Annotated in this window: 18 protein-coding genes; 10 read left to right on the top strand and 8 right to left on the bottom strand. The window is 55.1% G+C overall.

Features of this window, described 5'->3' with window-relative positions:
• Nucleotides 1-18 precede the first annotated feature (18 nt).
• The 8 genes from QEH53_RS12925 to QEH53_RS12890 all read right to left on the bottom strand — a co-directional run bounded on the left by QEH53_RS12925 (nt 19) and on the right by QEH53_RS12890 (nt 8858).
• The gene (locus QEH53_RS12925; RefSeq protein ID WP_309023622.1) at nt 19-744 is read right to left on the bottom strand and encodes an amino acid ABC transporter ATP-binding protein; all 726 of its coding nucleotides are present in this window, start codon (nt 742-744) and stop codon (nt 19-21) included.
• Complete coding sequence (locus QEH53_RS12920; protein ID WP_309023621.1) at nt 737-1417, bottom strand: amino acid ABC transporter permease; 681 nt, start codon at nt 1415-1417, stop codon at nt 737-739. Before QEH53_RS12920 ends, QEH53_RS12925 begins: the two co-directional genes overlap by 8 nt.
• Nucleotides 1417-2181 carry a basic amino acid ABC transporter substrate-binding protein gene (locus tag QEH53_RS12915; protein ID WP_309023620.1) on the bottom strand — a complete coding sequence of 255 codons (765 nt, stop codon included), beginning with the start codon at nt 2179-2181 and terminating at the stop codon, nt 1417-1419. The genes QEH53_RS12920 and QEH53_RS12915 overlap by 1 nt, the downstream gene beginning before the upstream one ends.
• A gap of 278 nt (nt 2182-2459) precedes the next feature.
• Nucleotides 2460-3143, bottom strand: coding sequence for an SDR family oxidoreductase (locus QEH53_RS12910; protein WP_309023619.1), 684 nt, complete (start codon nt 3141-3143; stop codon nt 2460-2462).
• 217 nt (nt 3144-3360) lie between these two features.
• Nucleotides 3361-4164 (bottom strand): PRC-barrel domain-containing protein, encoded by an 804-nt coding sequence (locus tag QEH53_RS12905; RefSeq protein WP_309023618.1) that lies wholly within the window; start codon nt 4162-4164, stop codon nt 3361-3363.
• A 398-nt stretch (nt 4165-4562) separates the two neighbouring features.
• Complete coding sequence (locus QEH53_RS12900) at nt 4563-6518, bottom strand: response regulator (protein ID WP_309023617.1); 1956 nt, start codon at nt 6516-6518, stop codon at nt 4563-4565.
• A 3-nt stretch (nt 6519-6521) separates the two neighbouring features.
• Nucleotides 6522-6968, bottom strand: coding sequence for a response regulator (locus tag QEH53_RS12895; protein ID WP_309023616.1), 447 nt, complete (start codon nt 6966-6968; stop codon nt 6522-6524).
• Nucleotides 6969-6995: 27 nt separating this feature from the next.
• Nucleotides 6996-8858 carry a PAS domain S-box protein gene (locus QEH53_RS12890; protein ID WP_309023615.1) on the bottom strand — a complete coding sequence of 621 codons (1863 nt, stop codon included), beginning with the start codon at nt 8856-8858 and terminating at the stop codon, nt 6996-6998.
• Nucleotides 8859-9469: 611 nt separating this feature from the next.
• Between QEH53_RS12890 and QEH53_RS12885 the strand changes: the two genes are divergently transcribed.
• The 10 genes from QEH53_RS12885 (at nt 9470) to QEH53_RS12840 (ending at nt 20267) form a co-directional block, all read left to right on the top strand.
• Nucleotides 9470-10132: a prepilin-type N-terminal cleavage/methylation domain-containing protein gene (locus QEH53_RS12885; protein WP_309023614.1), complete on the top strand. Its 663-nt coding sequence runs from the start codon at nt 9470-9472 to the stop codon at nt 10130-10132.
• A gap of 134 nt (nt 10133-10266) precedes the next feature.
• Complete coding sequence (locus QEH53_RS12880; protein WP_309023613.1) at nt 10267-11931, top strand: GspE/PulE family protein; 1665 nt, start codon at nt 10267-10269, stop codon at nt 11929-11931.
• Nucleotide 11932: 1 nt separating this feature from the next.
• Nucleotides 11933-13144 (top strand): type II secretion system F family protein, encoded by a 1212-nt coding sequence (locus QEH53_RS12875; protein WP_309023612.1) that lies wholly within the window; start codon nt 11933-11935, stop codon nt 13142-13144.
• Nucleotides 13132-13968 (top strand): prepilin-type N-terminal cleavage/methylation domain-containing protein, encoded by an 837-nt coding sequence (locus tag QEH53_RS12870; RefSeq protein ID WP_309023611.1) that lies wholly within the window; start codon nt 13132-13134, stop codon nt 13966-13968. Before QEH53_RS12875 ends, QEH53_RS12870 begins: the two co-directional genes overlap by 13 nt.
• Before the next feature lie 27 nt (nt 13969-13995).
• Nucleotides 13996-15471 carry a hypothetical protein gene (locus QEH53_RS12865; protein WP_309023610.1) on the top strand — a complete coding sequence of 492 codons (1476 nt, stop codon included), beginning with the start codon at nt 13996-13998 and terminating at the stop codon, nt 15469-15471.
• Entirely contained in the window at nt 15461-16105 is a 645-nt protein-coding gene (locus QEH53_RS12860) for a hypothetical protein (RefSeq protein ID WP_309023609.1), read from the top strand. Before QEH53_RS12865 ends, QEH53_RS12860 begins: the two co-directional genes overlap by 11 nt.
• A gap of 1 nt (nt 16106) precedes the next feature.
• Complete coding sequence (locus QEH53_RS12855) at nt 16107-16631, top strand: hypothetical protein (RefSeq protein ID WP_309023608.1); 525 nt, start codon at nt 16107-16109, stop codon at nt 16629-16631.
• A 15-nt stretch (nt 16632-16646) separates the two neighbouring features.
• The gene (locus QEH53_RS12850; protein WP_309023607.1) at nt 16647-18047 is read left to right on the top strand and encodes a secretin and TonB N-terminal domain-containing protein; all 1401 of its coding nucleotides are present in this window, start codon (nt 16647-16649) and stop codon (nt 18045-18047) included.
• Complete coding sequence (locus QEH53_RS12845; protein ID WP_309023606.1) at nt 18044-19303, top strand: EAL domain-containing protein; 1260 nt, start codon at nt 18044-18046, stop codon at nt 19301-19303. Before QEH53_RS12850 ends, QEH53_RS12845 begins: the two co-directional genes overlap by 4 nt.
• A gap of 1 nt (nt 19304) precedes the next feature.
• Nucleotides 19305-20267: a diguanylate cyclase gene (locus tag QEH53_RS12840; RefSeq protein ID WP_309023605.1), complete on the top strand. Its 963-nt coding sequence runs from the start codon at nt 19305-19307 to the stop codon at nt 20265-20267.
• Nucleotides 20268-20901: the final 634 nt, after the last annotated feature.

Raw genomic sequence — 20901 nt, 5'->3', positions numbered from 1 at the left:
CTTTCTGTATCCAAAAACCTACTTCAGCTCCGACCCGAGAAACGCCTTGGCACGCTCGGTCTGTGGATTCGCAAGGAACTCGCGTGCCGGTCCCTCTTCCACGATCTTGCCGTCAGCCATGAACACCACCCGGTCTGCCACTTCTCGAGCAAACCCCATCTCGTGCGTAACCACCACCATCGTCATACCGCCTTTAGCCAATTGCTTCATGACCGCCAGCACCTCGCCCACGACTTCGGGATCGAGGGCCGAAGTTGGTTCGTCGAACAACATCACCTTAGGCTGCATGGCCAAAGCCCGAGCAATCGCTACCCGTTGCTTCTGACCGCCGGACAAATTCCCAGGATAGGCCGCGGCCTTGTCTGCCAAGCCGACCTCACGCAATAGTTTCGTCGCCAACTCCCGCAGCGGTCCGTCCTCCAACTGGCGCACTTTGGCCGGCGCCAGCATGACGTTTTCCAGAACGTTCAGATGCGGAAACAAATTGAAGTGCTGAAACACCATCCCTACCTCGCTACGCAATTCCTTCACTTCCTTAGGCAATGTTTGGTAAGACTTCCCTTCCAGCGATATCTCGCCCTGATTCGGCGTATCCAGTAGGTTGATACAACGAAGGAGAGTACTTTTCCCAGAGCCAGAGGGTCCAATCAAGCAGACCACCTCTCCTGACGAAACGGCAAAGTCGATTCCCTTCAGGACCTTCAATTCGCCAAAACTCTTTTGCAATCCTCGTATCTCAATCATGGATTTTAAAGCGCTCCTCCAAACGGTTGAAGATGCGAGTAGCGATAAAGGTCAAAACGAAGTATAACAAGGCGATCGCAAAGTAGGTGGGGAACGCCGCGTAGGTTCGCGAAATATAAAGCCGGCCTTCCTTCACGATCTCCGTCACCGCGATGGCTGACAGCAATGAAGTATCCTTGAGCAGCGTCACGAACTCGTTGCCCAAAGCCGGAATCATCCGTCGCAAGGCCTGCGGCAGGATCACGAAACGCATCGCTTGGATGTAGCTCAATCCCAGCGACTCCGCCGCTTCCAACTGCCCTTTACCCAACGAAGAGATGCCCGCCCTTAAGATCTCCGCAATGTATGCTGCGGCATTGAGCGTGAACGCTACTGTGCCCGCCACCAACGGGTCAAAGGGAAACGGTTGCCCGAAAAGCTGCTGCAGCAAACTGGGAAAACCGAAGTAGATAAACAAGATCTGAACCAGCAATGGAGTCCCGCGAAAAACGTCGATGTATCCAGAACACAATACACGCAAAAAACGTTCCTTCGAAATCTTCCCTAGGCAAACGAACAAGCCCAAGAGCAAGCCCAGCCCCATCGATAGCAGGGCAACCAGCACCGTATAGCCCGCACCTTTCAAAAGAGCCGGAAAGCTCCCTACCAAATGCTGGAAAAAATCCGTCAGCATTACTTGGAAGCGTCCCCGAAGTACTGGGTCGCGAGTTGGTCCCAAGTGCCATCCGCTTTCACATTCGCCAAGCCGGCATTCAATTTCGCCAGCAATTCCTCGCGGCCTTTAGCCAAGGCGAAACCATACTCGTCGCTGGCCAGGGTTTCGCCGACAATCTTTATCTTGTCCGGATGCTTGGCGACGAAGGCTTCCGTCACTGGCTTGTCGTTTATCACCGCGTCGACGCCACCATTGAGCAGCTCCATCATCGCTACCGAGACGTTGGGGAAATATTTTACGCTACCTATCGCCTTAGCGGCCAAGAGTTCTTCCGTCTTCGCCGCGCCTGTGGTGCCTTGCTGCACCGCGATCCGCAAGCCCTTCAGGTCATCCACTCCACCCACATTCATCGCATTGGGGCCAACCGCCACGACCAAGCCAGCTTCGATATAAGGGTCGGTAAAGGCCACCTGCTTCTGTCGGAGCGGCGTGATCGACATGCCTGACACCGCGATATCGATGTTGCCGCCTTGCACGGCTGGCACCAAGGAATCGAAATCCATATCGCGAAATTCCAAGATCAAACCTTGGTCTGCTGCGATCGCCTTGATCAAATCGATATCGAACCCAACGATCTCGCCCGCATCGTTCGTCATCTCAAACGGCGGATAGGTCGCCTCCGTCCCCACCAGTAAAGCTCCGTCTTTAGCGCCTCCGCCACACGCGGTCAGAAGGACCGAACCAGCTAACAAAATCACACCACTCCAAAACCATTTTTGCATATCAAAAACCTTCGCAACAGCTCGAAAGGCGCCAAGCCCTGCTCGCGCTCGTTTTTCACCTTATCGGCGAAGATTTTCGGTACATCCGCATTTCGCAGGGAAAGAGCGTTCAGGTCATATTCCGGAACGCCAAGATTCTGTGCAGCGGACCTGTTTGAACCAGTCGCTCTGGGGACCGGGGTGTGGACGGAAGACTTCCACGTCGTCTGCACTGCGGGAGCAACCCTCCTAAAACGAGGGGCTAAAAAATGTTAGCCTCGATTTCCAACAGAACGCATTCAAGGCACAGTCAGCTGCTGCCCGTTGCAGGATGTATCCAAATCTCTAAGAAACGGTCCCGCTCGCTCCGCCCAGTCACTGGCATCGCCATAGCCACCGGCTCCTTCGCCGAAACAGCTCCGCAACATTTGCGTATCAATAATTCCTGGGTTCATGGCAGCGACAGCGACGCCCGTGGGTAACTCTTGAGCCATCGCCTGACTAAGTCCTTCGATTGCCCACTTCGTGGCGCAGTACGGAGCCACCTCCGCGGAAGCGGACCGCCCCCACCCCGAACTCAGGTTCAGCATGATTCCACCGCCCTTGGCGATCATCATAGGAGCGAAGTGCCGCAGGACATTGGCGACTCCCTTGATATTGACGTCCACCACCTGCGAAAACTCCTTTTCGGGCACCTCCCAAAGAGGGGCATTCCCATTGATGATGCCAGCATTGTTGAGCAAAAGATCAGGAGATCCCAAGGCCGCCTCTACTTCCGCCGCAAACAATCCGACCGCTGCGTCATCCGTGACATCCACTCGCTCGAAGTGCGTTCTCGCCCGTGGCTTACTGTCGACCAGCTCGTGTATCGCTTCGGCATTGCGACCACAACCGCTGACCGTCCACCCCTGCTCCAGAAACCATTCCACCAAGGCCCTGCCCAATCCCTTGGTGCATCCCGTAATGCAAATGTGCCTGCTCATGCGAACACCATCGCACCCATCACCTCGCTGCGCAACCGAGTAATCGAAACCGGCATTTAAATACACTCCCCAGGTTCGCAGATCGTAGGCAAGGCCTACCCCAACCGACCGGCCGCAGATACTTCACTCGAACCCGTGCACAAAACAAAACCCCGCTTCCGAGGAAGCGGGGTTATTAAACTATTCGAGTTTACTGTATTCGTTTAAACAATATAAATTAGCCACGGCTTGCTTGAGCCATGCCGCCACTGTATCGGAATGTGTGCACACTGCTTTCGTCGGCATCACGCAAAGCGGTATTCTCATCTATGCGTTCGGCAGACTCGAAATCTTCGTCGGTCACCGATACGATCAAATCGCCATCGCGTGTGCCGCTAATCGTGTCCGTGCTGACTGCGAAGTAGTCGAAGCCATACATTGACGACGTCGCGAATGGCTCGGCACTTCGTATGATTACATAGGGCACTTCTCCCGACTGCATGTCCACGATCCAATCGTGAACCTCGCCGTGCGTGGCGCCGTTTGCGCCTTTCACGTCGCTACCAACTAAGTCCATCGCAGCAAACTGTCCAGAACGGACACCAGTCTCGGAATCGCGGCTTGTTTTTAACGACTCCGTGTCCAAGCGCGGATGCTTCTCCAGCTCCTCCATACTAAGGGAAGTGCTCAGATTGTAGCGATCGATATCCGAAATAGATAGTTGGTCAAAGCTTACATAATGCTCGCTTCCACCCAATCCCAAGAATCCCGTACCGACGGCGATTCCCTCGACTTCACCCGTGTCCGTGGACAGGACGAAATCGTCGATAACACCGGCCGATGAACCGTCTTTCAGGTTCAGGTCCATGCCTTCTATCGCACGTGCGGTCATCGCTTTCTCTGCCTTCGACTCCTTCATATCCGACTTCGAGGCGTTCTTGTTTTCGTAGTCACCCGCCAATAGGGAGCTGGCTGAAATCAGAGCGGCTCCAGTCAAAGCGCCAATCGTCAAGGTGGTTCGTTTAGCTATATTTTCTTTCATTGTTTTCTCCTTTGTTAGGTTTTCCCTGTGACCCGCAACGGCTGTGCCAGCTTTGCAGAAAAACTCGCCCGAAACGATCCAAGGCACTGAACCATGGCTCCTTACAAAATTCATTTTCCCTGCGAAAAAGATCCTCCCGCCTACTCGGTTCCGCTCAGCCGCGAACCCGTTTGCAGAACACAAGTCAGCAAGTGCAACCTGCACCCCCTCTCTCGAGAAACATCTCGAATAACACTATAACGTCCTCTCGTTTTCGAGAGCCCATGCAATGTTCAAGAGCCAAGTACCGCTGACTCTCGGCTCACGGATCTCGTAGTCACTAAAGCGGGGCATGCCTGCCCACTATATATTTAAACGGGCCGCTAAGGTATTGTTTACTCTTTCGAAGCGAACGGACGCTAGCCCGACGACTCTAGTCGGTAGTTATCTACCGTCTTGGTAATTTTGACGGTATCAATAGGGGCAATCGTAGATTCGAGTTTGGCCAGACGAATTGGTTTTATAATATAGCCTAGAGCTCCTAACTTTTTTGCCGAACGAATATCACGATCATCGTTTGAGGTTGAGCAAACAATCGTCGGGATGCGCCGCAAGTCCCCTTCCTCGTTCATCTTTTTCAGGAATTCGAATCCGTCCATGATCGGCATGTTTATATCGAGTAGAATGAGGTCGATAGGCTCATTGCTCTCGTCCTTAAGAAATCTCAGGGCTTCCTTGCCGTTCTCGACAGTATAAATATTTAATTCCAGGTGATCCAGATTCTTCAACGACATTTTCGTTAGAAACAGGTCGTTCGGATTATCATCGACTTGCAGCACGTTTGCGATTCGCATCCCTTCGCCGCCTACCCCGCCCGCTGGAGCTTTCTCACCTGTCTTCGTTTCCAATTCTTGGATACCGAGCGGTAAGGTGAATTTGATCACGGTGCCCTGCCTGTGATTCGGCTCGATCCAAATCTTGCCGCCGTTTCTCTGCACAATCTTGCGGCAAATGCTCAACCCGAGCCCAGTGCCGCGACGACGCCCATTCTCAAGTCTCACAAAGGGGCGAAAGACTTTGTTTCTCATAGACTCCTCGATCCCTGGCCCGTTGTCCGCAACGGAGAATTCAACCCACCCTTTCTCCTCGACTGAGGAGATCCTTACTTCAGCCAATGACTCGTGCGCAAAATTCAAAGCGTTGCTTATCAAGTTTTGGAAAAGAGATACCACCAACGTCTCGTTGGCGAAGACGGGGTGGAGGTTTTCGTAAGCGATCCGATTCGGAGCCTCTCTAATTTGACGGGACAAATTTTCTAGCGCCTGTTCCACAAGCTTTTCAGTCGAATGACTCTTTGGGGAAAGCTCCTCGGGCTCGTCGTCGAGCTGTGTATAATTGTGTACCATGTCGACCAGCTTCTCCATGTGGCCTGCAGCCGAGTCGACGATTCGAATGTACTGTTTCTGGTCAGAAGGATCTGCGCCTTCTTCCATCGCCAGCTGGGAGAAGGAACGAATCGAACGAATTGGTTCCTTGAGGTCGTGGGCGAGAGCTCGCGTGAACACCGTCAGAGACTCCTGCTGCTCCTTCATTTTACGCTGCATTTCCTGCCGCTGGCATGCGTTTACGATGATCTGGTGCAGTATCGATTTATTAATCGTCGACTTCAGAATATAGTCTTGGGCACCGAGCTGCAACGCTTTCACAGCAACGCTTTCGCTCCCCAATCCCGTCAACAAGATGATGGGCAATTCAGGGCGTTCGGCTCGTATCTCGGATAGGATAGACAAGCCATCTTTTCCCGGAAACGAATAGTCCAATAGCGCGCAATCTGGCTCAAGCGCTTCCACCATTCGCAAGCCCTCTTCCCCATCTTTGGCTTCGAAGACTTCATACCGGTCGCTCATTGTACGCTCCAACGACCTCCTCACGAGCTCCCGGTCCTCTGGATCGTCGTCAATCACTAGAATCCTTCTACGACTCCTCGCCAGTGGAGGCGTATCCACTTGTGTTTGATCTACAGTTTTAGCGCGAACAAGCGACCTCGACTTCTTACCGCGAGAAAGTAAGCTATGGAACTTACTGATATTCTCCTCCCAAGAGTTTCCAAATGGATCGCTGATAAGGAAGACGGGGAGATGGGGAAAAGAACTCCGAAGGGCCTCGAGGCGTGCAACTCCGTTTCCCGAGTTGAGAAGGCACTCTAGCAGAAGCAAATCCGGCTTGATCGCTTTGATCTCACTTTCGAAATCCGCGTCGAGATCGACTACGGTTAACTCGAAACCGTCAAGGCCCTCCCACCAGGCGTCCTCCGATTGAGTATTATCGCGTTCCCTCCCAGAGACAAGGGCCAGAATTTTCACTGTATCATTCATTTTCTAAGACTTAACTTTCGGTAATAATGCGACCTCGAACCAGTAGTCCTTCATGCGGGCGACAGCAGCAACGAGACTGTTGAACTCAACTGGCTTCTGGATGTATGTGCTGGCTCCGAGCTGATAGCAAAGCTCTATATCCTTCTCGTCTGATGAGGTGGTCAACACGATCACCGGCACTGCGCAGATCGAGACGTCTTGCTTGATTTTCTTCAAAGCGGCTCTGCCGTCCATACCTGGCATATTGAGATCCAACAAGATCAGGCACGGGTGCGTCTCAGGAGATCGCCCTTCAAACTTCCCGCTCCGCTTAAGATAGTCGATACCGTCCTTCGCAGAGTGGCACCATTGGATCGGGTTCGCGAAATTGGCCGCTTCGAAACTTCGCTCAGTCGCCTCGTAGTCGTCCGGGTTGTCGTCAATTAAGAGAATCGTCGCTTTGTCATTCATGAGCTCGAAGGTAGAATACGCACAATGCTAGCGGAGGGTGAAATAGAAGGTAGTCCCTTCACCTAGGTTCGATTCGAGCGAAATCTTTCCCCCATGGCGCTCGATAATTTTCTTAACAAACGTGAGTCCCGACCCTGTGCCTCGACTGTCGTCCGATTCGTTGTTGAGGCGCTTGAAGATCCGGAAAATGTCTTCGTAAAATTCTGGGTCGATCCCGATCCCGTTATCTCTCACGTAGAAAACTTCCCGCAAATCCTTCCATGTCTCAAGGTATCCCACCTCGATCGTCTTCTCAGCTGATTCATTGTACTTGACCGCATTGGTAATCAGGTTCCGAAAAACCTCCTTGGTCCTCACAAAGTCGCAAGTATATTTCGGTAGGTGTTTTTTGACTACGACACTTGCATTCGTTTCTTCCAAAGTGGACTGCATCATCAACTTTATTTCCAGAATCAACTTGGACATGTCCACCTCGCACACCGCTAGGTCCTGGCGACCCAGGCGCGAGAAATAAAGCAAGTCATCGATCAAGGACTCCATCCTGCCGCATAAGAAACGCATTCGCTTCAGGCGGCGGACAGCTTTCTCGTCCAACTCATCTTGGTAGTCCTCCTCCAAGAAACGCGCATTGTTGGTCAAGCCGCGCAAAGGCTCCTTTAGGTCATGGGAGGCGATGTAAGCGAAGTCGTCCAACTCTTGGTTACTATCTTTGAGCTGGCGAATCATGCGCAACCGCTCCTGCTCTCCTCTCCTACGCTCCGTAATGTCTCGAATGATACCGATGTACGTCTTCTTTCCGGAAACCCTCATCTCGCTAACCGCCAGATCCATGGGAAAGACCGTACCGTCCTTGCGCTTCGCCGTCACTTCGCGCCCAATCCCGATGATCTTCCTATCGCCGGTATGGTGATAGTTATCCAAGTATCCATCGTGCTCGGAATGGTAGGGCTCGGGCATAAGCACCTTCACGTTCCGGCCCGCCACCTCTTCGCTGGCGTAGCCGAAGATGCGTTCCGCAGCTGGATTGAAAGTCTGGATACAGCCCTTCTCGTCGATGGTGATCAGTCCATCGACCACCGCATCCATGATCCCCTGGAGTTCAGTTGTGAGGCTATCCCGCTCGAGCTCAGTCGCTTTCCGCTCGGTGATGTCCCGGATGATTCCCACGAACATCCGTTTGCCCGCGACCTTCATCTCGCTGACAGCGAGTTCCATCGGGAAAATGCTCCCGTCCTTGCGTTTCGCAGCGACTTCACGGCCGATGCCGATAATCTTGCGCACCCCTGTGTCACGGTAATTGTGCAAATACCCATCGTGTTCGCCATGGTAGGGCTCAGGCATGAGCACTTTCACATTTTGGCCAGCCACCTCCGAACTTTCGTATCCAAAAATCCGCTCCGCCGCGGGATTAAACGAGTGAATGTCACCCTTGTCATCAATGGTCACCAAGCCGTCAACCACGGCATCCATTACCCCTTTCAGCTCAGCCGTCAGCCGTTCCGCGCTCTTGCGCTCCGTGATGTCACGCACGATTCCGACATATAGGCTTTGGGTATCGATCTCCATGGCGCTGATTCCGAGCTCGATCGGAAAGACCGAACCATCCTTGCGCTTGGCAAAAAGTTCCCGCCCCGCAATGCCCATAACCTTTGCTTCTCCCGTGCGGTGAAAGTTCGTTAAGTAACCGTCATGCTCAGAGTGATACGGCTCAGGCATGAGTACATTCACGTTTTTGCCGACAATCTCCTGTGACTCGTAGCCAAAAACCCGCTCTGCCGCGTTGTTCACCGACTGGATAATCCCCTTTCGATCAATTGCTATAACACCGTCGACGACGGTATCTAAAACCGCATGCAGAAAATCCTTAGATCGAGGGGCGTCGTGCTTCACTGAGAGAGAATTGGATCATATAGAAAAAGGCGAAACATGACCACGCAGAGGGCAACACATGAGCAGGTCAGGCAAGCAGCTAAACTAGCCAAATCCAACACACGGTCAAGGTGACGGGACCGATAAAATCCAACTCCCCTCCTGACCGACCCAAAGCGTTTAATATTCCCGACGAAACAAAACGCGCGAGATAAGGAATCTCCCGAATGTCGACTGCCACAAGGCACTACCCTTTTCCCTCTATCGTCTCTATTTTCCCCAAGATTACATGATCAAAAAAGACCGAACAACTTTCGTCGAGGAACGCTCGGCGACGGTCGCCACTCATCACCGCTCGTATCCATCTACTGGATCATCCAGAGAGCCGTTGATCCCCGGCAGACAACCCTCGCACAGTCGGTCAACCGATCTTCCGACAACAAAGACGCGGAGAGAATGGGCAGCCCTAAGATCTGATGCGCTACTCGGCGACACGTGAGGGTGCTATTAGCAGCAAGACGTAAACGAATTGTAAAACCAAAGTTACCTAACGGCCGATGAGCACTACACCCTAAATTGGTTCTGAGTCTGCCGATACAGAAGTGATTAAATCTCCAACCCAGAACCATATTATGAAAATATCCTCCAAAACCCGCCTTAAAAAAGGTTTCACTCTAGTAGAAATGATCGGCGTTCTCGCCATCATAGCAGTCCTCGCTGTCGTTATCGCCCCTAAGGTTTTCGGCGCGATTCGTTCCTCTCGCATTAACGGAACGATGCTATCCATCGATACCTTCAAGACTATAACCACCGACTTCGTCGGCAAGTACGGCACCCTTCCCGTCACCAACAACAACAGCCGCATCGACGATCTCCTCATCGAAGCAGGTCTTTCCGATGAACGCTTCGCAGCGAAAATCGGTCTCCAGTCCGATGTCTACGCCGTTAAGGGAGCCACCTGGAAGCGCGGAACCAACGGAGCTTGGACCGCAAGCGGGGGTAGCAACCAGAGCAGCACCAGCCGCATCATCTGCAAACCCAGCAACACCACCGCCCCGAACACCGCAGGCGGTTCCAACTTCAAGCTAGATGGGTCTAAAAACATGCCCTCCGGCGCCCGCGTTATCAGCACCTTCCTCGAAAGCGTGCCGGAAGCGGAAGCTCGCGAGCTAAGCGAACGCATCGACGGAGACGCCTTGTCGACTACCTCTGGAGCCGACGCCAAGGGCAAGGTCGTGTACAACACGCCTTCCAGAGGCATCACCGACGTTTACGTGTACATGATGCACCAGTAACTCCCACGCCGCGAGCCGTCCACCGTAAGGCCAAATCCGTATCTCGAAGTACGCCAAAAGCCCGACACTACGGCTCGCGCGAGCGGCGAGCACCCGAAGCTATCCGCATCCCCCTCCCAGAAGGAACACCCAGCATGTCCGGTAATACCAATTCCAAAATGCGCTTTGGAGACCAGCTGCTCAATGCTGGTCTCATATCGAGCGAACAACTCGACTTAGCACTGCTCGAGCAAAAACGCTCGAGCAAATTGCTTGGAAACGTCCTTAAGGAACTTGGGTTCGTAACCGACCAAGAGATCAGCGCCCTGCTCGCACAAGCCGCGGAAACTGTGACAATCGATCTCGACGAGATCGAAATCGATGCCGAGACGCTCGCCACCGTTCCCTTCTCTGTAGCTAAGGAGCTGGCGCTCATCCCCATCAAGGCGGACCTGCACTCCATCACGGTCGCCATGGCTGACCCCTTCGATGTCGAGGCGATCGATAAGGTCGAACGTCTCACCCGCCTCATGGTCAACGTGGTGGCCGCCTCCGGGCAGGACATCCTAGACCTTCTCACAAAGGCCCACGACCAGTCGGAAACCGTCGAGAAAATCATCGCGGAGCTCATGAAGAGCGACCGTACAGAGGATTCGAGCGAGGCAGAAGCTCCCATCATTCGCCTTGTTAACGTCATGCTGCACGACGCCGCCGAACGCTCCGCCAGTGACGTGCATGTGGAGCCGGACGAGAAAGCCCTGCGCATTCGCCTGCGTATCGACGGCGTGCTCCAGCCCTACGTCATGATCCCCAAGGATCTGCAGGACAATGTCATCGCACGCATCAAGGTCATGGGCGGACTCGACGTATCCGAAACACGCTTACCCCAAGACGGTCGGGCCAACCTCACCTCGGGCCGTAAACAGTACAACCTCCGCGTATCGACCCTCCCGACTAGCTTCGGCGAGAGCGTGGTCATGCGTATCCTCGACCGCTCCGGTATCAGCCTCAACATCGAATCCCTCGGTATGCGGGACATCGATAGCGAGATGCTGCGAAAGTCCATCTCCATGCCCTACGGCATGATCCTCGTCACCGGTCCCACCGGCAGCGGTAAAACCACCACTCTCTACACCGCTCTCAAGGAAGTCGACAAGCACGAACGCAGTGTCTTCACCCTCGAAGACCCGATCGAATACCGCCTCGAGTACACCCGCCAAACCCAGATCGCCGAAAAGATCGGCCTCACTTTTAATAGCGGCCTACGCACCCTTCTTCGCCAAGACCCAGACGTCATCTTCGTCGGCGAAACGCGCGACAACGAAACCGCCCAGCTCATCGTTCGAGCCGCCCTCACTGGACACCTCGTGCTCAGCTCCATGCATACCAACGACTCCGTCGGAGCCATTCCCCGTATGCTAGACCTCGGAGCCGAACCCTCCATGCTCGCCTCTACCCTCAAGCTCATCATCGCCCAGCGCCTCGCCCGCCGCCTCTGCCCCCATTGCCGCGAGGAGACCAAAGACCTCAGCTACTACCGCAGCATCGTCGGAGACGCCCTGCCAGACGACGCCGTTCTCTATACCCCAAAAGGCTGCCCGGAATGCTACCACAAAGGCTACCGCGGACGCGTGCCCATCTTCGAAACCCTTTGGATAGACGACGACATCAAGCAGCTGATACCCACCGCTGACGTCTCTGCAATTTCCCGGCTCATGCGAGAGAAGAGCATGAATACCCTCTTCCAAGACGGCATTCGCCGCGCCCTCCGCGGAGAAACCTCCATCGAGGAAGTATTCCGCGTCGCCAACCAGCACTAGTATGCCGCTGTTCAACTACACCGCTATCGACCCGCATGGACGCCAATTCTCCGACACCCAGTTGGCGGACAGCGTCGTAGCGCTCGAATCCGTCCTGCAAGCCCAGGGAGCTTGGCTGGTGAAAGCCCGAACAGCCAAAGCGGGGGCCACTTCCAGCAATTCGAGAAAGGCTCATGCAAAAACGAAAGTTGCCCGCTGGGACCTCATAAACCTCTACACCCAACTCTCCCTCCTCCTCAATGCCGGCGTCACCCTCGCCCAAGGACTGGGAAAGCTAGCCGTCGATCTGGAAGGCAGCAAACTGGGCCCCGTGGTACGCACCCTCGCTTACGAAGTCGAGTCAGGTACACCCCTTCCCCAAGCCCTCGCCCTATTCCCCCGCACCTTTTCAAACCAAGCCATCGCCCTCGTCGAAGCAGGCGAAGCCAGCGGAAAGCTACCGGAGTCCTTCACTAAACTCTCCGCAAACCTGGAATGGACCGACGGACTCATCTCCACCGCCCGCCAGGCTCTCGTCTACCCGATGCTTATCTCCTCCGCAGCCGTCGGGTTGGTGGTGCTCCTCTTCACGTTCGTCGTTCCCCGCTTTCAGGAAATCTTCGACCAGATAAACACACCCCTGCCGCAAGTGACTTTAGTGGTCCTCGCGATCAGCGAGTTCTTCGCCTCTTACTGGTATATCTGGGGATCTGCCGTCCTCTTGATTCCCGTCCTGCTGAGCCTACCCGGGAAGTTCCAGCAAGCTGCGGTCCTCAAGGACAAAGCCATTCTCAAACTCCCTTTCCTCGGCGAGCTCGCCCAGTGCCTAGCTATCTCCCAATTCTCCACGACCATGGAGATGCTCATCAAGTCAGGCATCCCTCTCGCCAAGGCCCTCGAGCTTTGCGCCCGCCAAAGCGGCAATAGCCTCATCACCATCGCTAGCAATAACGCACGCGCAGCCGTCAACGAAGGGCGGCCAATGAGCGAGGAGCTGTCCAAGCACCCCATCTTCACCCAAACCTTTATCACCATGGCCCAGACCGGCGAAAAGTCCGGTCAGCTGGATACTACGCTCAAGAAGGTAGGCGACTACTACAACATGATCGTGCCTCGCAAGATCAAGGCGTTCTTCTCCTTCTTCGAGCCGGCCATCATCCTCAGCCTCATCGTCGTGGTCGCCACCGTGGCGGTCGCGTTGGTGCTACCCATCATGTCAATATGGGACATGTAACGAAGCATAAGATACATAACAGCGTCGACGCCGCCTCGAAGCAGCGTCACGGCTTCACCTTGATCGAGATGATCGGTGTGCTGGCCATCATCGGCGTGCTCGCAACCCTCATGGCCCCTAACGCCATTCGCGCGATTGATAGAGCTGCCACCAAGTCCGAGTCCGCCACCCTCTCCACTCTGGCCCACAGCCTGAAGAGCTACCTCGTCGAAAACGCTGCCCTGCCCCCCACCTCGACTTGGACCACCTCACTCTCGACCTATACCGACCTCAACGCCAACAGCCTCGCCGTCAACAACCGTAGCGTTGGTCGAGTCCTCATTTACGACCCGGCGAATTCGCCCGCCCAACGCGCGATCTTCCTCTCCGGCATGCGCGGCGGCCTGACCCTGCCCAGCGCGGCCAACATCAACACCGCTGCCCGTTTCGCAGCCATCTGGGACACCGCCGACGGCGAAATCCCACCCACCAGCTCATGGAGTTCCTGGTCTAAGTGGACCGCAGTATCCGGCTCCGCCGACTACCTCCTCATCGAGCGTGTCAACCTGAAGTCCATCTACCTAGACGAGCTGAGAACCAACTCCGTAGCCATCAACAATACGACCACCACCGCCACAAGCTACGAAGTCTACAACCGCGTCGGAGCGAAGCTCGCCAACTCCATCATCGCCCCCAGCGGCTCCGTTCTCCTGAGCAACCTTGCCAAAGGAGACCGCGTGCTCATGTACGCGACCGCCTCCTACTCCAGCCTCGTCTACTCCCACATTTGCGAGGGAGACGATAAGTCATTCGACCTTTCCGACTGGATCGCGAGCGCTCGCTAAAAACGTCTTCTGAAAACCGAAACCCACGTGAACGAAACACCCACAGCGACCTCTCTCGCGCCTCCTCCACCCAGTACCGAACTACTGGTGAGCGACTACCAGCAGTCGCCCAAGGACGTGCTCGCAGTCGCGTGGATAGGCACCCACTTCGAAGCCGCTGCATTCCGCAAAGGAAAAGCCGTTTCCGAGCCTGTATCTCACCCGGACTGCGGATCGAGCGACGCGTTTGACACCTATCTCGACGAGGCGCTCGCCACCCTCGGATTCAAAGGATCGAAAGCCGAACTCATTATCGACGGAGGACTGCTGGACAGCATCCACATCACCGTCCCACCCATCTCCAACCGGCTACAAAAAAACTTCATCCGCGAGAAAGCCCGACGCCTTCAAACCGACGGCGCCGCCATCGTTTGGGAAAGCCACCGACTCGCCGCCGCGAAATCCGGACAACGCGCCCTACTGCATAGCATCACGAAAGAGGCCTTCAACGAGCTCGAAAGCCAATTCGAGAGACGCGGCCTCACCTTGAAGAAAGTGCTGCCCTTCATGGGTTCCGCCACCCAGCCCTTCAAGGACATACAAACCCCCGTCGACTCAGCCAGCATCGTGCTCGCCCCCATAGGCTCGAACTACAAGATCCTCGCCATCGACAACAATGGCGACCTCCAGTTCGCCCGCGATCTAAACAAGGAAAACGGAACCGACCCCCAACGCGTCGCCGTTGAGATAAACCGCTGCATCCTTTTCACCCGCCAGCAATTCGGAAAACCGGTTTCCCAAATCGTCACGGTCGGCCTGCAAGCAGCGCGTTTCAAGGCCGTCATCAAAACCAAGCTCAACGGCGAGATTCCTGTCAAACACCGCCGCGACGGCAAAAACCTTTGGCTATCGCAACTCCACCTCTCCAACTCCTTAAACCTCGCCAAAGAGAGCGTAGCTCAAGACCGCCAGCTACGGATGCGCAAGTTACTCACCGGCGGGACCTGCCTGCTCGCCGGCGCAGCTCTGCTCGCTTACACCTTCCACACGGAGGTGGAACACAAAGATACTCTCAGCCGCATCGCGCGTCTCGAAACAAACGAGCAGGATATGCGGACCAGCGTGGTAGAAGCCGCGGCCAATGAGAGCGAAGCCCAAAACCTCACGAGCTTCCTCGCCGAAGCGGAAACCAAAGCTCGTCCACCCATCGAGAAAGCCCTCCTCAACTTTCTGGCCGATCACTATCCATCCGATACCTGGACCTCGGAACTCGCAACCAACTGGATAGCCGAAGATGCAGCATGGGCCGTTCGCATCCTTCTCGTGACTGAGGCCGACAGCGACGGAGCCCAACGGCGAAAGGAAGATCTGCAAAAAGCGCTCGGAGCCCCCCCTTTTTCCATGGTCTTCCCGCAGAACCTCCTCGCTCGAGTCCGCAACGTAACCAGCAACTCCAGTATTCAGGACTTGGAGACAATATCTATCGAAGGAAAAATCTACACCGGAGGCTCACATGCACAATAAAGATAAACCAAAGACAAATCAGCCCTCCGGTTTCAGTCGCAGCTTCGCTCGAGCTCTGCCTTTCGAACACGCATGGCTGCGCTACCTCACCTGCCTGTGGCTAGGCCTCGCCCTCGCCAGCGCTACTTGGGCCCTTCTCGTTACCCAGCCCGCTACCGACCAGCGACTCATGCGCTCTTCCTACCTCATCGAATTGGAAGGCGAGCTAGAGCAAGCCCGCGCCAATGCCCAACACTTCGACCTCCCATCACTCCGAGAAAGAGCCGACAGCGCAAGAAGGCAGCTTCACCGCAACGCCGAGGCCCTCGACCTAACCATCCTGCAAATCATAGACCAGCTGAACCGGCTCGGATGGAAGGCCATCGTATCCAGCGTCGAGCGCGACACCTCAAGCAGCGAGCAGCTCACATACACGACCTATCAACTCGAGTTCAAAAAAGACGCCAGTCCTCCCGAAGTAAGCCAGGCTGAAACCGCTGAATCAGAACAGCCGCTCAGTTCCGATATTTACGCATTCCTCGAGACGATTTCCATGAGCAAGAAGCAAATAGCGATCGACCAACTGGAAATCCTAACCAGCGACGGAAGAAGCGCCAAGGTCTTCGCAAAGTTGTCAGCGGCTATCCTCAAGTAGCATGAAGAAGCATCTCAACAACCCTTGGGTTTCCGGAACGCTCGCCCTCCTAGCCGTGCTGCTGGTAGCGAACAGCGTCATGGATAGCAGCACCCCCTCTCCCTCTTACTCCGTCGAGGATACGGTCGACGAATACGAGCAAGACGAAAACGAGGAAACCGCCTTCTCCGACCCGATCGGAGCCGTCTTCGACGCGAGCTCCATCAAAGAGCTCGCCGCCCAAAGCTCACCCCGAAACATCTTCGAACGCCAACTCGAAAAACCGGAACCGAGCGAGGAAATCGAGGAAGTAGCCCTGGCCGAAACGACCATCAAGGTAAAGGGCATCTGGATACAAAACAACTTGCGCTACGTGATCATCGACGACCAAACCCTAAAACCCGGTCAGTCTATCGAGCGCGTGCGCGTCCTGAGCATCGAAGAACAGGGCGTTTGGGTTACCTCCAATGACGAACAACACTTTATAGAACCCGGTCAAAGTTGGACCTACCGGTATCCAAAAGCCAAAGACAAATCTCCAAACTAGACCCACTTCAAAACGATGAGCAGCTATCTCCCACCCACCGTCAAAGCCGTGCGATTCATATCGTTTGCGATTGCCGCAATCGCGCTCGCCTCAACTGCGATCGCCCAATCCGATTTCGTCAGCAACTCAGCCACCGAGAGCAGCCAGCTGAACTCCCAGGACAGCCAGCAACTCTTTAGCTTCAAAGCTGTAAACGTCGACCTGCAACAAGCGCTCGCCACCTTCGCTGACGCGAATGACCTGAACATCATCCCCGATCAGGACATCCTCGGCTCCATCACCGTTTCCTTCAAAAACCTGCCGCTCGACCTCGCCATGGACGCCCTCATCGACGCCCACGGCTACTACTTCACCAAGAAGGGCAACCTCATCCGCGTCCGCAACTTCCAGACCCGGATCTTCGAAATCGATTACATCAACACAATCCGCTCCGGAGCCGGATCAAATGACATCCAATTCAGTTCCGGTGGCGGCAGCAGCGAACAAGGTACGACCATGCGCGTCAGTGCCGACTCTACCATCGACTTCTGGAAGAGCATCACCGATCAGCTCGAAGACATCGTTTCCGAAGAAGGAACCTTCACCGTCAACAGCCTCGCCGGCCTCGTCAGCATAACGGAGCGCTATAGCAAGATGTCCGACATCGCCGCCATCCTAGAACGCGTCAGCGAAAGCGTCGTCCGCCAGGTCGAACTTGAGGTAGAAATCTACGAAGTCTCAATCTCCGACTCCGAGCAACTCGGAATCAACTGGGGTGCCGTATCCAATCGATTGGATACAAACTTCACCGGCTCGCTCGTCATCCCGAGAACCTCCATCGGAAGTAGCTTCGAAGGAAACACCTTCACCGCATCCTGGACCGATTCCGACAACTCCGGAAACACCGCCCTTCTTGAAGCCCTCTCTCAACAGGGCAACGTCAAGGTCCTATCAAAGCCAAAGCTACGCACCATCAACAACCAGCCAGCCGTCATCCGCGTCGGGCAAGACATCCCCGTCTTCCGCCAGACCGTCACCCAGTCTCCGGGAAATCCTCCCATCCTTACGACCCAAGAGGAGATCGAAAACATCACCGTGGGTACCATCCTCTCCATCACGCCGCAGATCTCCTCCAATGGCATGATCACCCTCGACGTGTCCCCCGCCGTTAGCCGCCTGATCCGCAACGAAGTCTCAGCTGTGACCGGCGCTTCCGCCCCCGTGATCGAAGTACGTCAAGCCTCATCCATCGTCCGTATCCGAGATGGAAATACAGTCGTACTCGGCGGACTCGTGCAGACCCAAAATACCAAGACCCTGCGAAAAATCCCACTCGCTGGAGACATTCCACTGCTCGGAAAGCTATTCCGCGGATACCGCGACGCTTCCGTCAACAACGAGCTCGTCATCATCCTCACACCCAAAATCGCAGAATGACCACTCCGAATCCAAAAAGCGCTAATCCATCCGCCCCGGATAGACGAAATCGCGATTCCCGTATCGCCGTCTGCTGCGCCGATCCCGCTCGATCCCAACGCTACGCTAAAGCGCTGCAACTCGCTGGCTTCGTCTTCGCCCGCGATGTCTCGCCAGAGACCCTCGTCTCCTCCAAGTCGCGCCCAGGCGTCATCGACCTGCTCATTTGCGACGCCAACCACCCGCCTAAGTCAAACGACCCAGAGCACTGGACTTCGATTCTCAGAAAGACCCAGCCTTCCATCGGAGCCATCGCCGTCACTTTCCGCGAAGATCCACGCTGGATAGTGGAGTGCGTGAGACGAGGCGCCATCAATTGCCACTTCTCCCACGATGACGAATCCATCCTCGTTGAGATCTCCTCCGAGTGCGTCGATCGCCACGAAAGCGGCGTCGATAACCTCAAGACACTCGAGGAAAGAAGACGAGCCATCGTATCCACCCAACTGCGCAAAGCGATCTGCGACGAGGCCATCGACGTATACTTTCAGCCCATCGTAAACTGCTCAGACTGGTCATGCGGTCGCGTCGAAGCCCTAGCACGCTGGACCGATGACTCGCTCGGAGTCGTTTCCCCAGTCGAATTCGTCACAGCGGCCGAAGAGGAAGGCTTCGTATCAACCCTCGGACAGCTCGTCCTTCGTAAATCCCTCCTCGCCCTCGCTGACCTCGGAGCTCGGAAGCACACACCCCTCTTTTCCATCAACGTCTCCCGCCGCCAGTTCGACAACCCGAACCTGGTGAAGGAATACCTGACGACCGTTCTGGAGTACGGAGCGAGCCCCAGCCAAATAGTGATCGAGGTCACAGAGACCGCCAAATTCGAAAACGACGTCTTGGCCCTGTCCCTGATGCAAGACTTCATCGACGCTGGGTTCCAGCTCGCTGTAGACGACTTCGGAACCGGCGAGTCCTCCTTTCTCCAAATGTCCCACATCCGATACAGCGAGCTGAAGATCGACCGCTCCCTTGTCTCTTGCATCTTCGAGCCATCCGGCCTGTCCATCATGCGGTCCGTCATTGGCATGGCCAAGTCACTCAACATGCATCTCGTGGCAGAAGGCGTCGAGGACCAGCATACCGCCGAGCTGCTCAAGAGCCTCGAGATCGACTTCTGCCAAGGCTACCACTTCGCACGCCCTATGGCCCTCGAGAATCTGAAGAGCTTTCTCGACGATAACAGCGACATCAACGCTAGCACGGAGACATCCCGTTAAGATGGAAACCGAATCCCACGAAAAAATGAAGGTGCTCTTGGTGGACATGTCACCCATCTCCCGAAAGCTCATTCGGAAGATCTTGAGCAAGAATGGCTACGAAGTTGCCGAGGCCGCCCGCGGAGAGGAAGCCATACAGCGCCTCCAAGCGGAATACTTCCACGTCGTCGTCACGGGTCTCGTCCTGGACGACATGAGCGGCAGCGACCTCTGCTCCGTCATACGAGCGTTGGACCTTCCCCGCTACACCTACATCATCGCCCTCTCCAGCAAAAGCAGCATCAAGGACGTCACCGACGCGATAGAAAGCGGTGCAGACGAGTTCATGAACAAACCGGTCATCACCCCTCTTTTGCTCGCCCGTCTCCAACTCGCCCAGCGTATCATCGACCTAGAAGCGAAGCTGAAGCTGGTAGAGATGCAGAGCCAAGATTTGCTGATGAAGGATGCGCTGACGGAGGTCTATAACCGCCGCCGTATCCAAAATGACCTGCCAGCCGAGATCAAGCGAGCCTCTCGCTACCAAAAAGCCCTCTCGCTCGTCATTTGCGACTTGGACCATTTCAAGTCCGTCAATGACACCCACGGCCACCTCGCGGGAGACAAAGTCCTCAAAGAAGTCGCTCAGCGCCTCAAGAACAACTGCCGCAAGGATATCGACTGGGTCGCAAGATACGGAGGAGAGGAGTTCGTTATCGTCCTTCCAGAAACTCAAGTTGAGGGCGCTCTCGCCTTCGCGGAGAACGTCCGCCAAGTCATCGAGTCCGAGCCTTTCGCTATATCAAGCAGCCAATCGATCAAGGTCACCATGAGTTTCGGGGCCGCAGGCTACAGGGAAATACTCGACGGAAACGTATCTCCCGAAGAAATCCTAGGCCAGGCCGACCTCTGCCTCTATAAAGCGAAAGAGCAAGGACGCAACCAAGTCTGCTACAGCCCCTGCGTACAGCACGGTCCCAACTAAAAGCCAGGCACCCGCAGCGTCCCGGGTGTGCCCAGCCGCTTGAAAACCCGCCTCCTAGCCGATGATCCGGCAAAACGAACCGGACGACCCCCTTCGAGGGGACTGTCGCCGGCAACTCGCCCCTATTGCGGCGCTCCAGATAGACCACGAACCTCCTGATGCAATAGGCCGTCCAACGGCGGCTCGGGGAAGGGGTTCTCTCGACTCCAAGCGGATTCAGCACGCTCCATCCACTGTGGAGCAACGCCGGCAAACTCTTCAAAACACACAAGGGGATGAGGTTTCGCCTAGAGCAACAGAACTAAGCACAAAACAGATTAACGAACGCGTAATTCCACCTATTTTTACCTTGTGTCAAGACCCCAAACCGGCAATCTCCCAGAAGTCGCTTGTGACAAAATATCCAATTCCCGAAAAAGTGCATATGACCCCAGAACCGCACATATCCACGGCCCTAGCCGGATATTCTACCCACTTAACCGTTGAAAACCGAAAATATCATCAGAAGTGATATGTGCACCAAAACTACATAGAATAACACTGATGGCAGAAAATATGATTATATAACTGAATAAAGGAAACGTACTCGAATCGAAGGAAGCAGCATCCTTAAGCAGTGCGACCACGACATTCA

Origin of the sequence: Pelagicoccus sp. SDUM812002 (assembly GCF_031127835.1) — a bacterium.
Lineage (GTDB): Bacteria > Verrucomicrobiota > Verrucomicrobiia > Opitutales > Opitutaceae > Pelagicoccus.
This window is presented reverse-complemented; position numbering and strand designations above follow the sequence as displayed.